This is a genomic window from Sphingomonas hengshuiensis, from assembly GCF_000935025.1.
In the GTDB taxonomy this organism is placed as follows: Bacteria; Pseudomonadota; Alphaproteobacteria; order Sphingomonadales; family Sphingomonadaceae; genus Sphingomonas; species Sphingomonas hengshuiensis.
In genome coordinates, this window is record NZ_CP010836.1 from 3,655,721 (window position 1) to 3,670,607 (window position 14,887).

Genomic DNA, 14,887 nt, shown 5'->3' on the forward strand with positions numbered 1-14,887 from the left:
TTGCCGTTTCTCTGTAGCGTCGCGTGATGAACCGTTCCGAGACCCTGGCCCTGTTCGTCGACACCGCGACCGACCGCGCCTTGTTCCTGCTCGACGCGAACGGAATGGTGCTGACATGGAATCGCGGCGCCGAGCTGCTTTCCGGCTGGACCGCGGACGAGATGATCGGGCGGCCCGGCAGCGACTTGTATCCGCCGCCCGACACTGCGACGGGCAAGCCCGCGGCCGATTTGCACCGAGCGATCGCATCGCGTGTTCGCGAGGAAAGCTGGCGGGTGCGCAAGGACGGGTCGGAATTCCTCGCTGACGTCACCATCGCCGCGCTGCATCACGACGACGGCTCGCTGCGCGGGTTCGGGCAGGTGATGTACGACATCACCGATCGCAAGGCGTCCGAATCGGCGCTGGAGCGCAGCGCGCTGCATCTTCGCTCGATCCTCGCCACCGTCCCCGACGCGATGGTGGTGATCGACGAGCGCGGCACGATCCTGTCGTTCAGCGCCGCTGCGGAACGGCTGTTCGGCTATACCGAGGCCGATGTCGTCGGGCGCAATCTGAAGATGCTGATGCCCGGGCCCGATCGCGACCGGCACGACGAGTATGTCGCGCGCTACCTCGCGACCGGCGAGCGGCGGATCATCGGCATCGGTCGCATCGTCGTCGGCCAGCGGCGCGACGGCACGCCGTTCCCGATGGAATTGTCGGTCGGCGAGGCGAGTAGCGAAGGGCACCGGATCTTCACCGGCTTCATCCGCGACCTGACCGAACAGCAGCGCGCCGAACTGCGGCTCAAAGAGCTTCAGTCCGAGCTGATCCACGTCTCGCGGCTGTCGGCGATGGGAACGATGGCGTCGACGCTGGCGCACGAGCTCAACCAGCCGCTGACCGCCATCGCCAACTACCTGGAGGCGGGGCGCGACCTGCTCGACCAGCGGACCGATCCCGAAACGCTGGCAATGGTTCGCGAGGCGATGGACGAATCGGCGCAGGAGACGCTGCGTGCGGGCAATATCGTCCGGCGGCTGCGCGATTTCGTGTCGCGCGGCGATGTGGACAAACGCGTCGAGGATTTGCCGCATCTGATCGACGAGGCCAGCCGGCTGGCGCTGATCGGCGCGAAGGAGCGCGGCGTGCGCGCCTTTTACGACCTGGACCCCGACGCCGCTTCGGTGCTGGTCGATCGCGTCCAGATTCAGCAGGTCCTCGTCAATCTCGTGCGCAACGCAGTCGAGGCGATGGGGCCCAGCCCGGTGCGCGACGTGACGGTCGCCACCGCCTCCGACGCGCGCGGCATGGTGCGGGTGTCGGTCGCGGATACCGGACCGGGGATCGATCCGGCGCTCGCGTCGCGGCTGTTCGAGGCATTCTCCAGTACCAAGGACCGCGGCATGGGCCTAGGGCTGTCGATCTGCCGGACGATCGTGGAGGCGCACGGCGGACGTATCTGGGTCGATGCCCGTCCCGGCGGGGGCACGATCTTTCACTTTACGATTATGGGCGCGGGGACGGAGGACTCCAATGACGGAAAAACGGACCATTCACCTCGTTGACGACGAGGAATCGATCCGGCGCTCGGCAGGGTTCATGCTCCGCACGTCGGGCTATGACGTCAAGGCCTATGCATCGGGCGTCGAGTTCCTGAAGGAAGTGAAGGGTGTCGAGCCCGGCTGCATCCTGCTCGACGTGCGCATGCCCGAGATGGACGGGCTCGAGGTCCAGGCCGAGCTGAACGCCCGCGGCGTGGCGATGCCGGTCATCGTCCTGACCGGGCATGGCGACATCAACACCGCCGTCGCTGCGATGAAGCAGGGCGCCGTCGACTTCATCGAGAAGCCGTTCGAAAAGGCGCTGCTGCTCCGCGCGATCGAGGCGGCGTTCGAGCGGCTCAACCACAGCGCCGAAGTGGTTTCGTCCGAGCATGAGGCGCAGGTGCGGATCGCCGCGCTTACGGCGCGCGAGCGCGACGTGCTGCGCGGGCTGGTCCGCGGCCATCCGAACAAGACGATCGCCTATGATCTCGGCATCTCGCCGCGCACCGTGGAAGTGCACCGCGCCAATGTGATGAGCAAGCTGGGGGTGCGCAGCCTGTCCGAGGCGCTGCGCATCGCGTTTTCGGCGGGGCTGGAAGGCGAAGAGGCCTCGCCGGCCAAGGCGTGAGAGAGCGTTTGGAGATTCGCGAAAGAGCGAATTTCAAGGCGGCACCGGCCCGCTCCCCCGCCCGGCCACCCATAGAATACTGCCGTCGGGTGGCCGGGCGGGGGAGCGGGCCGGTGCCGCGAAATGCGCCCCAGCGCATTTCCAAACCGCCCCTAGGGAACATCACGTAGCGACCCGCCGCCCGGCCTGCGGCACGGTGCCTTGTCAGCACACAGGTTGCCATGCCCGATACCAAGCCCATTCCCCGCCCGCGCGTTCTCCTGGTCGAAGACGATGACGGAGTCCGGCGATCGATCCACCTGATGCTGAACGGCAAGGGCTTCGAGGTCCGGTCCTATTCGGCTGCGGCGCCGCTGCTCGCCGACCCGACGATCGATGAGGCGGCGTATCTGATCGCCGATTATCGCCTGCCCGACAGCGACGGGCTGGGCGTGCTCCGCGCGCTCCAAAGGATCGGGTGGACGGGGCGCTCGGTGCTGATGACCGCCTATCCCTCGGGCACGCTGCGCGAGGCGGCGCTGGCCTGCGGCTATGACGCGATCCTCGAAAAGCCCGTGCCCCAGCACCAGTTGCTCGCCGCGATCACCGGCGCCGAGAAGGAATAGGCCATGTATCTGCAACCCCTGATGCGCGAAGGCGCCGGCGTCGGCGGGAGTGTGGGGCGCGGCTGTGGCGACTGCGCCGCGCGCGAGCGGGCGATCTGCGCCGCGCTGCCCGAGCCGGTGCTCGACGCGATGTACCGGATGGGGCGCACCGAGTTGCTCCGCCGCGGCGAGACGCTGATGTGGGAGAGCGACGAGGCGCTGGTGGTCGGGACAGTGCGGTCGGGGCTGCTCAAGCTCACCGCATCGCTCGACGACGGGCGCGAGCAGATATTGGGGCTCGCCTTCCCCGGCGATTTCGTCGGCCGGCCCTTTTCGGCGCGCGCGGGGCATTGCGTCACGGCGCTGGCCGACACGCGGCTCTGCGTGTTCCGCCGCCCCAGCTTCGACGGCTTTGCGCGCGAACATCCCGCGTTGGAGCATGCGCTGCTCGGGCGAGTGCTCGACGAGCTGGATCGCGCGCGGCGGTGGATGCTGCTGCTCGGGCGCAAGTCCGCGCCGGAGCGCGTCGCGACGCTGCTGCTCGAAATCGCCGAGCGCGGCGGTGGGGAGCCGGGCGAGCGGGTTACGCTCCCGCTGACGCGGCAGCAGATGGCGGACCTGCTGGGGCTGACGATCGAGACGGTGAGCCGCAACATGACGCGGCTCAAGCGCAGCGGGACGATCCACCTGCCCGACACGCGCAGCTATGTGATCCTCGACGCTGCGGCACTGGCGCTTCGCTCCGGGGGCTGACCCCCGCTAGCCGAAGCGCACCGTCAGCCGGTCGGCAAAGCCGCCGCGCTTGGTCAGGTGCCCCGCGCTGCCCGGTGCGCGGCGGAGCCCGGTCTGTTGCAGCAACGGCTTGAGCATTCGGTGCAGCGTCGCCTGGTTGATGTGCAGACCGAAGCATTGGTGCAGCCCATAGCCGAAATGGATATAGTCGCTGGGCGGGCGCCACGGATCGAAGCGGTCCGGATTGGCGACGCGGCGCGGGTCCATCATCGCCGAGGCGAAGGCGGCGAGCACCGTCGTCCCCGCCGGGATGGGGGTGGCGTGGCCAGTCCCCGCCGCCAGCGTCCAATCGACCAGCGCGGTGCGCGGCAGCCCGGGCGCGAGCGGATCGAAGCGCATCGCCTCGAACACATAGCGCGCAAGCAGTGCGTCGTCGCCGGCACGCGCCGCCGCCTGTGCCCCGGCCAGCGCATCTGGGCGCCGCAGCAATTGCTCCATCGCCTGCGGCACCACCATCGGCGGCTGTGGCGGGCCGCCGACCATGAAGCCCATCAGCGCGGTGCGGATGCGGTTGTCGGCAAAGCCCGGCTCCCCCGCCGCCTGCATCGCCACGCAGCGCGCCAGCACGCTGTCCAGCACGCCACCGCCGCGATGCGCCTGCGCGATCAGCGCATCGATATGCGCGCGCAGGGCCGGTGCGATCACATCGACTTCGGCGCGGAGTGCAGGATCGTTGCCGCCATCGGCGAACTGGAATTCGAACAGCCGCGTGGCCCAGACCTGGAGGTTGCCGTTCGGCGGCGGCGTCACGCCGAAATAGGCGCCGAGCACGTCGAAAGTGACGTCGCGCACCAACTGGACGACTTCGATCGATCCGCCCTCCACCGCAGCCCGCGCAACGGCGGTCGCCGCCTCCGCCTCGACCGCCGCCGCCAGCCGGGACAGGTCCTCGCGCCGGACCACGCGGCGCATCGTGGCCGTGTCGTCGCGATATTGCGGCGTGTCGCCCATGCCGAGGAAGAACGGCTCGCCGCCCATGATCACGTCGAGCTTGGGCGCATAGACCACCCCGAAGGCGGGGTCGGTCGCGAACACCTCGCGCACATCATCGTATCGCGACGTGAGCGTCATCCCGCCGAATTTCGCGACCGGCTTCACGCGCCGCAGCACCGAGAAGAACCACGGCATCAGTGCGAACACCAGCCGCCCGAGCAGCCCCTTTATCCCGGTCGCGCCGGGCCGCAGCACCTCGTTGCTGTCAAGCACGCTCATAGCGTCTCCAGGAAGGCGAGCGCGGGCATGCTGGGCAGGAAGAAATACTCACCCCCCGCCATCTGGACGAAGGTGTCCACCCGGATGCGGCGGCGCAGCGGCTCCTCGGGAATCGTCAGCGTCCCCGCCGGGCCGAGCAGCGGATCGGTTTCGTCGGCCAGCGTCGCGAAATTGGGATTGAGCATCCAGGTCTGCTGGACGAATTCGAACTGGCGGGTGATGTCGGTGTTGAGGCACACGAACAACAGCCCGCGATCGGCGTGGTCGTCGACCAGCGGATCGACGATCGTCGGGCCATATTTGCGCCCGCGCCGCAGGATACGGTGGTTGTTCGCGGCATCGAGCAGCGTCTGCTTGTCGGCAGGCTTGGGCGCCAGCCCGTCGCGGGGATTGCCGCGGCGGACATGGCTTCCCATCGGACAGCCAAGGCCGTGCGGATCGGTATCGTAAAAGCCGAAGTCGTTCGCCGGACCGCCATAGGGATCGGGGGGAAGCACCCCCACCGGGCAGAGCAGGTTGCCGTCGAGATCGCGCCCGATCACCCGCTCGGCGAGCCATTTCGCGTCGACATGCCCCGATCCCGCCGGATCGGCCGCCGAAATCGCCGCCGCGGACTCGCCCAGCACTTTCCAGAACGACGTGACATATTGGCGCAGTTCGCGGACGACCATGTAGCTGCCGTCGAGCCCGAGATCGAGAAACCCCTCGCCACGCGGATGCGGGACCAGCCCGGCGGCGCGGCCCGCGGGCGTATCGGGCACCACCGGCCCCGGCGCGACTTCGTGATGGCCATTGACATGCCCCATCAGGATCTCGCCGAGCGGCACGCCGTTCCACGGGTCCTTGGGCGCGTCCGCCCCCGCCAGCGTGACGGCGCCGGGTTCATAGGGCTCGGGCTGCGAGACGCCATCGGCAAAGCCGAAATGCTCGCGCGCGATGCCGCGCTCGTCGAGCCGCAGCTCGAGCGGCAAATGGTGGACGACCGCGACCTGATACGGCGCCAGCGCATCGCCGACGCGCTTGCACCAGCCATCGGCGGCGTCCTCGTCCTTTTCGTAGAGGAACAGCACGGCATGGACCGTCAGCGGGGTCACGATCCGCGTCTCCGTGACGGCCTCGTCCTCGGCAAAGGCGTGCGCGACGGGATCGGCGGCGGCATCGTCGAGCGGGGTGTTGCCGCTCCATTTCGGGCCGTCGGGGATGACCGTGGGCATCCAGTCCTTGCCACGGCGATCGCCCAGCCGGCGGAGGCGATCCTCCTGGAACATGCCTTCCTTGAACGGGCGGTCGAACGACGCGAGCGTGTTCGCATCCAGCCCCATCCGCCGCAGCCCCTCGCAGGTGAAGCCCAGCGCCGCGGCCTGCGGATCGCGGCCATCGGCGTCGGTGACCGGCGCGACCGCGCGCAGCGCCTTGAGCCACGCGCCGCCGCCGCCCTTCGCAACCCCCGGCCATTGGAATTCGAGGAACAGCGCGCGGCCCGTGGGCAGCGACGAAAAGCCGCTGACCACCATGCCCTGCGTCAGCTTGTCGTGCGGCGGCGCCAGCTTCCAGCTCGGCGGTCCCTTTGCGGCGGGGGCGGCGCTCACAGGTCGTTGATCCACAGCGCGGCCTCCTTCTGCGTGAGACTTGGTTTGCGCAGCCCACAGGCGACGCGGAAATTGCGTTCGATCTGGTCGGCGGTCAGGTCCTTGTACGCCGAGTACCAGAAGCGGCTGACGGTCATCGAATGCCGCGCCCATTCCTTGAACTGGCGGCCATGGCTGGCCCCGTCCTTGACCAGGAAGCGCGTCGGCGGGAAGCCCACCCCGCAACTCCACGCCAGCGTCAGCCCGGCGTGCGCCTTCTCGATGAAATCGTCGAGATAGCTTTCCCAGGTCTGGTCGAAGTTCGAGAAGAACATCAGCCGGCTCTTGTTGTTGACCATCGCCCAATGCGCGAAGTGGATCGTTCGCATCGACCCCAGATAGCCGTCGCGCGCGATGATCCGGAGCAGCAGGCCGAGCCCGAGATGCCCCGCGCGGATGATCACCGCGCGCAGCACGCCGGGCTTGATCAGCACGACCGATCCCATGTGGTTCTGCGGGATCCAATCCTCGCGCCGCGCCATTTCGCGCAGCATCCCCGGGTCGACCGGGGGCGCGTCCTGCGACGAATCGGCGCGCTCCAGCGTGCGCAGCCACAGGACGAGCCCGGCCAGCGTCACCGGCAGCCCGGCGAGCCCCCAGCCGAGCCATTCGAGCATCGCGTGCCAAGCCGTGGTGAAGTTCCACGCCTTTACCAGCATCGCCGTGGGCGTGCAGATCGCGGCGGCGAGCGCGAGATAGGCGGCGACGAACAGCGCGAGCGGAAGCAGCTGGCGGAAGAACAGCTTCAGGAAGCTGAACCGGGTTGGCGTCGCCGTCCCCGGAAGCGCGACGCCGATCTGTTTCAGCCGGATCGCGAAGAGGACGAACATGACGCACAGCACGCCTGTAAGCCATTGCCAGGACAGCATGAGCTTCAGGATCATGCCGGGCAGGGACAATGCAAAAATAGCGAGCAATATGAATGCGATAAGCCGAACCCAGTCGCCGATATTCTCGGCCAGCGGGATGCGCGGCGGCGCCTTTGTATCGAGCCAGCCGAAATCGCCGACGAGCACCGCGCGCAGCCGCGAATGGACCTCGCGCGGGGGCAGCCCGCGATAGGGGCTGGGGGCGAAGCTGTCGGTGCCGTCGACTTCGCGGCGCATCGCGCCGAACAGCGCCGCCTCCGCCAGGATGCGGTCGCGCGGCATGCCGCGATTGCCGTGGTGATACACTGTCGGGCGCAGCGCCCGTGCCTCCAGATAGGGGGCGATCGGCGCGCGCGCGCCGGGGGCGGTGACGGCGTCGTAGAGCGGCCCGTCATTGTCGAGCGGTCGCTTGCAGCAGCGCAGCATGCCGCGCAGATCGTCGCCGATCGCGCTTTCGAGTTGCGCCCAGAACGGACCCTGCGGCCCATCGAAATTGGCTTCGATCACGAACAGCGGATCATAGTCGTAGCCGGGAAAGACGCTGAGCGACAGGAAGTGCAGCGCAGGCACGCTATTGAGAAAATCGGCAAAGGCGCCGGTGCCGCCGGTAGGATCGGTGCTTCGCCGATCCCGCAACGCGTCGAGCGTTGCCGATAAATGGTCGTAACTTTCAGGCTTTACCTCAAGCGCAACCGATAAAGTGGTCTGCCGCATCCCCCAATTCTCCCCCCCGGAAGTCGCGAGCCCATCGCCGTCTCGATTCGAGGGACAACCTTGTCACGTTGATTGCGATAATCCTAGGGGTTTTACTTAGGGTCGATCCGAAGCGGCGAAGTATGAAGGCGGGAATGGGAGCCATCAGGCGGTCCGGGCGCAAAAAAAGGGGCCGCGGCGGTTTCCCGTCGCGGCCCCTTCCTAATCTCCTGCCAGCGACTTGGCGGGTCAGCGCAGCTCGAACCGGACACCGGCGCGGAACGAGCGTCCGAGCAGGTCCGAATAGGTGCTGTTCGCGGCCAGCCCGGTTTCCGGAACCAGCAACGGCCAGCGATTGAACACGTTCGTGACGTTGAAGAACAGCTGCGCCTGGGACTTTCCGCCCAATGACACCTTTTGCGTCAGGTTGAGATCGACATAGAACAGGCCCGAGACGCTGTTGTCGTCATAGGTCTGGATCGTCGACGACGTCGTCGTTACCGGACAGCTGCTCACGCACTCGACGCCGCTGGCCGAGTATTTTCCCGCACTGACTCCGCGCCCGACCAGCGTGACAGACGTCGTGGGCGTATCGACTGTGGTCGTCATGCGGAAGATCCACTTTGGCGTGCCGCCCTGGCCGCCGTTCACGCCGACCGTATCGTAGACCGCGCTGCCGTCGCCGGGATCGCTGATGTTTTCGATGTAGCGCGTCGCGACACCGTGCAGCGTCAGGCTGGAGCCGCCCCCGAAAATCCCGTCGGTCGGCAGGCGATAGGAACTGTCGAAGTCGATGCCGCGGACCAGCTTGCGCGCGAAGTTGAACGGCTGATTGCTGATCAGGATGCGCGACGAATTATTCGGATCCTGCGTGATGGCGTCGCAATATTTCTGCACCCCTTCCGCGCAGCGATTGATGATCGACTGCGCACTGAGCGTATCGATCGCGTCCTCCATGTCGATGCGGAAATAATCCGCCGAGAAGTTGAAGCCGGGCAGGAACCGCGGCGAGAAGACACCGCCAATGTTCCAGCTATTCGACTTTTCAGGGCGCAAATCGGGGTTGCCCTGGTTGAGCCCCGAATAGGAAATCGTAGCGCCATAGCTGCCGCCATTCGGTCCCGAATTCGCGCCGAACGGATTGGTCAACGAATCGCTGTTCGAGGACCCGGCCTGATAGAGTTCGTTGAGGTTTGGCGCGCGAATGTCGCGCGAGCGCGTGACCCGGAACCGGATGTCCGGGATCGGCTGCCAGGTCGCACCGAGTTTCCATGTCGTCACATAGCCCGAGGTCGAATAGTCGGTACCGCGCACCGCGCCATTGAATTCGAGACCGAATCCCAGCGGAACAACGGTTTCGAGATAGGCTTCTTTTACATTGTACTTGCCGTTGGTCGGGAGATAATTGCCCACCGACCAGGTGTTCGCGGTGCTGAGGCCACCGGTGGCGTTTTGCGTCACGACCGGCTGGAATTCCGCCGGAACATAGCCGCTGATCTTTTCCTCGCGCCATTCGCCGCCGAGCGCGACGCTGACGTCGCCGGCCCAGGTCCCGAAGGGGGTCATCGCCAGGTTGGCGCCGGCAACCCTCTGTTCCATGACCTCATCGCGATACGGATCGCCGAGAACATAGTCGATCGCGGCGCTGCTCGCGACCCCGGTGCCCAGCCGATTGAGCGCCACGCAGCTCTTATCGTCGTTCGTGGTGCTGGCATCGACATTGATGTAGCATTGGATCGACCCGGCGGCATAGCCGTTCGCATTGCCCGCCGGCGCGAACGCCGCCTTGGTGGCGTTGTTCATCTTCGCGGTATTCATGATGTTGCGCAGTTGCTCGCGCAGGTCGGCGCGGCCATATTGCGCATAGACATCCCAGTGCGCCGCGTTGCCGAACGCCTGGAACTGGCCCTCTGCGCCGACCACATAGCGCTGCACCTTGCGGCGATTGTCGACCATGCGATTGGGCAGATCGGCCGCCGTCGTCGCGAGGGTGACCCCGGTAACGCCGGTCAGCGCGGAGGCGCCGAGCGTGTTGTACAGATAGGCGTTGCACGAAATCGGCACCGGCACCTGGGTACAGCCGGTCGCATCCAGCGAGATGCCGGTCGACAGGTTCGGGCCGGCGTTGAACAGGATGTGCTGCTTGTTGAAAGAGCCCTCCGCGAACAGCTCGATCTCCGGCGTCACCTCGAAGCTGACACGACCGAAAACGCCTTTGCGATCGTCCTGCGGATCGAGCCCGATGCGGCGCCCCGAATCGTTGACCTGCCAGTCGCCGCCCTGCGTCAGCGAGGGCGTGCCTGTCGCCGGATAGGTCAGCGAGCCGTACTGATATTGGTTAACCGACCCGCCATAGCCGAAATATTTCCCCTTGAGGGCGTTCGCGGTGGTGCCGGTCGATGCGGTGATCAGCCCGCCCGGGGTGGAGTTCGCGGCGCCGACCTGGCGCTTGGTCGTGATGTAGCGCGGCGTGGTGCTGACCCCCGACACCCAGTTCGGGTCCTGGATACGGACATAGCCGGTCGCGTTCCAATCGCGATCGACTTCGAAAATGCCATCGCGATGGGCGATTTCGCCGCTCAGCAGGATATGGCCGCGCCCGCCCGCGAACGACTTGCCCAGCGCCGCGTTGAACGAATAATTGCCGCCATCGCCATAGGTGGTGATGCCGCTGTCCGCGCTGACCTTGAACCCTTCATATTTCTTGTCGAGGATGAAGTTCACGACGCCCGCAACCGCGTCCGAGCCATAAGCGGAGGACGCGCCGCCGGTGGACGCCTCCACCCGCTGAACCAGCGATTGGGGAATGGTGTTGATGTCGACGAGACCAGTGATCGTCGAGCCGACCGAGCGGCGGCCATCGATCAGGATCAGCGTGCGGATTTCGCCGAGGTTGCGCAGGTTGAGCGCGTTGATGCCCGCCTGGCCGCTGCTGAGGTTCAGGCGCGAATTGGACGGGCGGGTCGAGCCCGCGAGCTGGGGAAGCTGGTTGACGAAATCGGCGATGTTGTTGCTAGGCGCGCTGTTTTGAAGGTCCTCGGCGGTAATCACGGTGAGCGGCGTCGTCGACTTGAACCCGTCGCGAACGATGCGCGATCCGGTGACGAGAATATCCTCGGACCCTTCGGCCTGCTGCGTCTGGTCCGTCGGAGCCGCGGCGGTCGTATCCTGCGCCAGGGCGACGCCAGGAAGTGCCCCCGCCAGGAGGGCGAGCGCCGTCCCCGAAACAAGAAGAGTCTTAAGCGACTTTGTACCGGCCATGTTTCATTCCCCTTTGCCCGTGTTCGTCCACGGCTGTCGGGGCACATTAAGAGACAATAATATTGCGTCGCGTCATAGTTTCTGTTGCGGCGCCCATAGCTCGCGGGAATGTTCACCGCCCAACCGGCGTCGCGCGCGCAACATAGTTGCGCACGGCGGGAATTCGGAGGCGGTCGCGAGCGGCAGACGATGGCCGCAACCGCGAAACGCGCCGATCGACGGCAAGTGCAGGGCCCGGCCACCCCGTGAAAAACCAGCAAATCTGCCGGGTCCTCTGGGATAGTGCGTGTCACGGCGAGAGACGCCGCACGTCGAGCAGCCACAAAATGCCTTTAATTCTATATCTTTACGTCAACTCCCCCTTCGATGAACTTGCTTGCGATCATTCGCGACGTTTCGTGAGGCCAGAATTTCGGAAATGTCGAACCTTCGCAGGATATTTACCAGGCCAAAGCCTGCAATCACCGGGCCTGCACTTGCGGCACCTCCGGGGCGGACGATCGGCGGCGAAATGAACTGCAACCCGGGGGAGCAGCGCACCGGCCTTCGACTCGACACCTCCGGCGGAGGCATGGGGGCCGCGGCCGCTTTCCGCGGCCCCCGATACCGCTTAGAACTTCGCTTCGGCGGAAACCGTGAAGCTGCGACCGCGCGGATCGGCGACGCGCGGTTCCCATGAACCGCCGGCGCCCGAATTGCCGTCATAGGTGATCGCGAAGGGCGGATCGGTGTTGAAAACGTTCCGCACGCCGAGCGACAGCTTGTACCCCGGAATGCCGGTGAAGCCGATCGAGGCGTTGTAGATCACATAGTCCTTCACATAGCGGTTATACCCGTCCCGCGTCACCGTGCCCGCCGCGATGCCGGGCAGCGCGCCGTTGCGATAGCCCTTGCGGTAGATCTGGCTGAACGAGAGGTTCACCGCGTCGGTCGAATAGCCGATGAACGCGCTGTGCTTCCACTTGACGCCCAGGTCGCCGGCATAGCTGAAGACGCCGATCAGGCTGGGGCCATATTCGGCGGTCGCGGTCAGCTTCTCGCGCTTCTTGAGCAGCAGCGTGCCGTCCATCCCGGCGGAGAACTTGCCGCCCAGCGCATCGATGCCGCCGCGCAGCGTGACGTCGAGGCCCTGGGTGCGCCGGGCGCCGGCGTTGACCCAGCGATCGTCGATGCCGACGATGGTGCCGGTGGAGTCACGCAGGAAATTATCCGGGAACAGCGAGGCGTTTTCGATCAACTGACGCAGCGTCAGCAGCTGGATCGTGTTGTCGACGCTGATCGACCACCAGTCGACCGAGGCACTGAAGTTGCGCATCGGCTGGAATACCACGCCCATGTTGACATTCGTCGACGTCTCCGGCCCCAGGTCGGCGCGGCCGCCGGTGTAGATTTCCGGGCGGATATAGCCGCAGTTGGGATCGGTCGCATTGGGCACGCCGCCGGGGCACTTCACCGGATCGGCAATATCGCTGCCGGCATAGGAGGATTCGGTGACGCCGTTGAAGATCTGGTTGAAAGTCGGCACGCGGAACCCGGTGCTGTACGATGCGCGGAACATGATCGGGTCGAACGGCCGGAACTTGACCGCGACCTTCGGATTGGTGGTGGCGCCGAAGCCGGTATATTCGTCGACACGCGCCGCCGCCGTCAGCTCCAGGCCCGGCAGCAGCGGCACCAGCAGTTCGGCATAGGCCGCCTTCACGTTGCGGCTCTTCGGGGTGAGCGCATTGACGTTGTCAAACGCCGCCAGGAAGATCACCGGCGCAGTCGCCGCCGCCGAGGGCGAACCGTTGAACGCATAGGTTTCGCGCCGGTAATCGACGCCCGCCGCCACCTTCACGTCACCGCCCCAGATGTGGAACAGCGAGCCCGCGACCGAACCGTCGAACTGCTTCACTTCATATTTGCCGCCGTACAGCGTCGCGCCCTCGGCCGAGATCGATGCGAGCGCGGCCAGCGCTGCGTCCGACTGCGCGACCGAGAAGGGGTTGATCAGGCCGCTGTTCATCAGGCCGACCAGGCCATAGCCGTTGGTGCCGGCCGCCTTTGGCGCGTTGGGATCGTTCGATCCGTCGCTGAACGTGCCGCGATAATAATAGCCGCTGCCCAGCGTCGAGCGCGGCGTGCTGCGCGCGTAAGAGGCGCCCGCGTGATAATCCCAATCGCCTCCGATCGGCCCTTCGAAATTCAGCGCCGCGCGCATCGTCTCGGTATCGGTGATATATTCGCGCGGGCCGCACACTTCGCAGCGCCAGCGATAGGCGATCGGCTGGCCATAGCGCGCATTGAGCGCCGCAAGCTGCGTCGGGTTGCCCGAGAAGGTCGAGCGGATCGCATTGAACACGCTGTCATAGGTCGTCTTGGTACTCGCATTCAGCGGATAGGCGATCGACAGGTTGGTGGTGTTCGCCGTGAGCTGTGCGTTGGAGAAGCTCTTGGCCGAATGCGCGTCCGATCCGGTGACTTCGAACGACGCCTTGTGATCGCCCGCGTAGCGCCACACGGCGCGCGCATAATAGGTCAGCGTCGAGATCGGCTGCTGGACCACCGCGACGCGGCCCGTGTCCCAGGCGCAGGCATAATAAGCGCTGGCGGCGTTCCACAGCGCATAGTCATAGTTGAGCCCGCCATCCATCGATTCGCAGCCGGCGCCGCCGGGCAGGTCGAGCGGATTGATTCCGCCTGCCGCTGCGTTCGCGCCATTGGGCGCGGTCAGCGTCAGCCCGGTGAGCAAAGTCCCGGTGGGGTTCTGGAACCGGTTGGCGCCGATGTTGAACACGGTCGCGACCGGCGTACCGCGCGTATCGATCGACAGGCCGCGATCGGGCTGGTTCCCGTTGACGAAATCACGGTCGCGACCGCGCAGCATCTTGTTCCAGCTATAGGCGACCGCGCCCATGACGTTGAAACCGTCCTCGTCGATGTCGCCATAGCCCGCGACGCCGGAGAGGCGATAGATGTTGCCGCCACCCTGTTCGGTCGTGTCGCTAAAGCCCTGGACGCTGACGCCCTTGAAATCCTGGCGCGTGATGAAGTTGATCACCCCGCCGATCGCGTCGGTGCCATAGATTGCCGAGGCACCGTCCTTGAGGATTTCGACGCGCTCGATCGCGGCGAACGGGATCTGGTTCACGTCGACTGCCGCACCCGTCAGGCCGTGCGCAGCGACGCGGCGCCCGTTGAGCAGGACCAGCGTCGCGGCGCTGCCCTGGCCGCGCAGATTGGCGGCGGATAGCCCGTTGGTGCCGCGCTGGGCGCCCGTCGTGACGTCGGCGTTGGACGCGAGATTGTCCGCGCCCGAGCCATTGCTGCTCAGGAACATGATGAGCTGTTCGGGGCTGGAGATGCCCTCGCGCTCGATATCCTTGTTGGTGATGATCTGGAGCGGCAGCGCGCTGTTGTTCGGGTCCTGGCGGATGCGCGATCCGGTGACGAGGATCTCGTTCCGGCGATCCCCTTCATCCTCTTCGGTCTGCGGCACTTCGGCGCCGGTCGGCGTTGCTGCCGGGGCGGTGGTGTCGCTGGTCTGTGCGAAGGCTGTGGCGGGCAGCAGGCCGCCGACGGCGAGCGCGGTTCCGCAAACGAGCACGGTCTTTAACGACGCAAAGCCTGACATATTTCAAAATCCCCCGTAGCCCGCGTTGCCCCCGCGGTAACATTTGACATTAAGAGGCAAGAATGTTGCGCCGCG

9 protein-coding genes are annotated in these 14,887 nt (G+C 66.1%); 4 read left to right on the forward strand and 5 right to left on the reverse strand.

What is annotated here, in order from left to right; all coding sequences use genetic code 11:
• The first annotated feature begins 26 nt into the window (after window positions 1–26).
• The 4 genes from TS85_RS16445 (at window position 27) to TS85_RS16460 (ending at window position 3,494) form a co-directional block, all read left to right on the forward strand.
• Entirely contained in the window at window positions 27–1,550 is a 1,524-nt protein-coding gene (locus TS85_RS16445) for a PAS domain S-box protein (RefSeq protein ID WP_044333709.1), read from the forward strand.
• On the forward strand, window positions 1,519–2,157 hold the full coding sequence (fixJ, locus tag TS85_RS16450; protein ID WP_044333710.1) for a response regulator FixJ: 639 nt from the start codon (window positions 1,519–1,521) through the stop codon (window positions 2,155–2,157). The genes TS85_RS16445 and fixJ overlap by 32 nt, the downstream gene beginning before the upstream one ends.
• A gap of 221 nt (window positions 2,158–2,378) precedes the next feature.
• Window positions 2,379–2,762, forward strand: coding sequence for a response regulator (locus TS85_RS16455; protein ID WP_044333712.1), 384 nt, complete (start codon window positions 2,379–2,381; stop codon window positions 2,760–2,762).
• Window positions 2,763–2,765: 3 nt separating this feature from the next.
• Entirely contained in the window at window positions 2,766–3,494 is a 729-nt protein-coding gene (locus TS85_RS16460; protein WP_077228662.1) for a Crp/Fnr family transcriptional regulator, read from the forward strand.
• Window positions 3,495–3,500: 6 nt separating this feature from the next.
• Here the strand turns inward: TS85_RS16460 and TS85_RS16465 are convergent, their stop codons facing one another.
• The 5 genes from TS85_RS16465 to TS85_RS16485 all read right to left on the reverse strand — a co-directional run bounded on the left by TS85_RS16465 (window position 3,501) and on the right by TS85_RS16485 (window position 14,812).
• Window positions 3,501–4,745, reverse strand: coding sequence for a cytochrome P450 (locus TS85_RS16465; protein WP_052507970.1), 1,245 nt, complete (start codon window positions 4,743–4,745; stop codon window positions 3,501–3,503).
• Window positions 4,742–6,349 carry a Dyp-type peroxidase gene (locus tag TS85_RS16470; RefSeq protein WP_155006455.1) on the reverse strand — a complete coding sequence of 536 codons (1,608 nt, stop codon included), beginning with the start codon at window positions 6,347–6,349 and terminating at the stop codon, window positions 4,742–4,744. Before TS85_RS16470 ends, TS85_RS16465 begins: the two co-directional genes overlap by 4 nt.
• The gene (locus tag TS85_RS16475; protein ID WP_044333716.1) at window positions 6,331–7,878 is read right to left on the reverse strand and encodes a hypothetical protein; all 1,548 of its coding nucleotides are present in this window, start codon (window positions 7,876–7,878) and stop codon (window positions 6,331–6,333) included. The genes TS85_RS16470 and TS85_RS16475 overlap by 19 nt, the downstream gene beginning before the upstream one ends.
• 306 nt (window positions 7,879–8,184) lie before the next feature.
• Window positions 8,185–11,196 (reverse strand): TonB-dependent receptor domain-containing protein, encoded by a 3,012-nt coding sequence (locus TS85_RS16480; RefSeq protein WP_044333718.1) that lies wholly within the window; start codon window positions 11,194–11,196, stop codon window positions 8,185–8,187.
• Window positions 11,197–11,806: 610 nt separating this feature from the next.
• Window positions 11,807–14,812: a TonB-dependent receptor domain-containing protein gene (locus TS85_RS16485; protein ID WP_077228663.1), complete on the reverse strand. Its 3,006-nt coding sequence runs from the start codon at window positions 14,810–14,812 to the stop codon at window positions 11,807–11,809.
• Between the last annotated feature and the right edge of the window lie 75 nt (window positions 14,813–14,887).

Coding starts and splice junctions, on each gene's coding strand:
- TS85_RS16445 (WP_044333709.1), top strand. CDS start 27: ATGAACCGTTCCGAGACCCTGGCCCTGTTCGTCGACACCGCGACCGAC.
- fixJ (WP_044333710.1), top strand. CDS start 1,519: ATGACGGAAAAACGGACCATTCACCTCGTTGACGACGAGGAATCGATC.
- TS85_RS16455 (WP_044333712.1), top strand. CDS start 2,379: ATGCCCGATACCAAGCCCATTCCCCGCCCGCGCGTTCTCCTGGTCGAA.
- TS85_RS16460 (WP_077228662.1), top strand. CDS start 2,766: ATGTATCTGCAACCCCTGATGCGCGAAGGCGCCGGCGTCGGCGGGAGT.
- TS85_RS16465 (WP_052507970.1), bottom strand. CDS start 4,745: ATGAGCGTGCTTGACAGCAACGAGGTGCTGCGGCCCGGCGCGACCGGG.
- TS85_RS16480 (WP_044333718.1), bottom strand. CDS start 11,196: ATGGCCGGTACAAAGTCGCTTAAGACTCTTCTTGTTTCGGGGACGGCG.
- TS85_RS16485 (WP_077228663.1), bottom strand. CDS start 14,812: ATGTCAGGCTTTGCGTCGTTAAAGACCGTGCTCGTTTGCGGAACCGCG.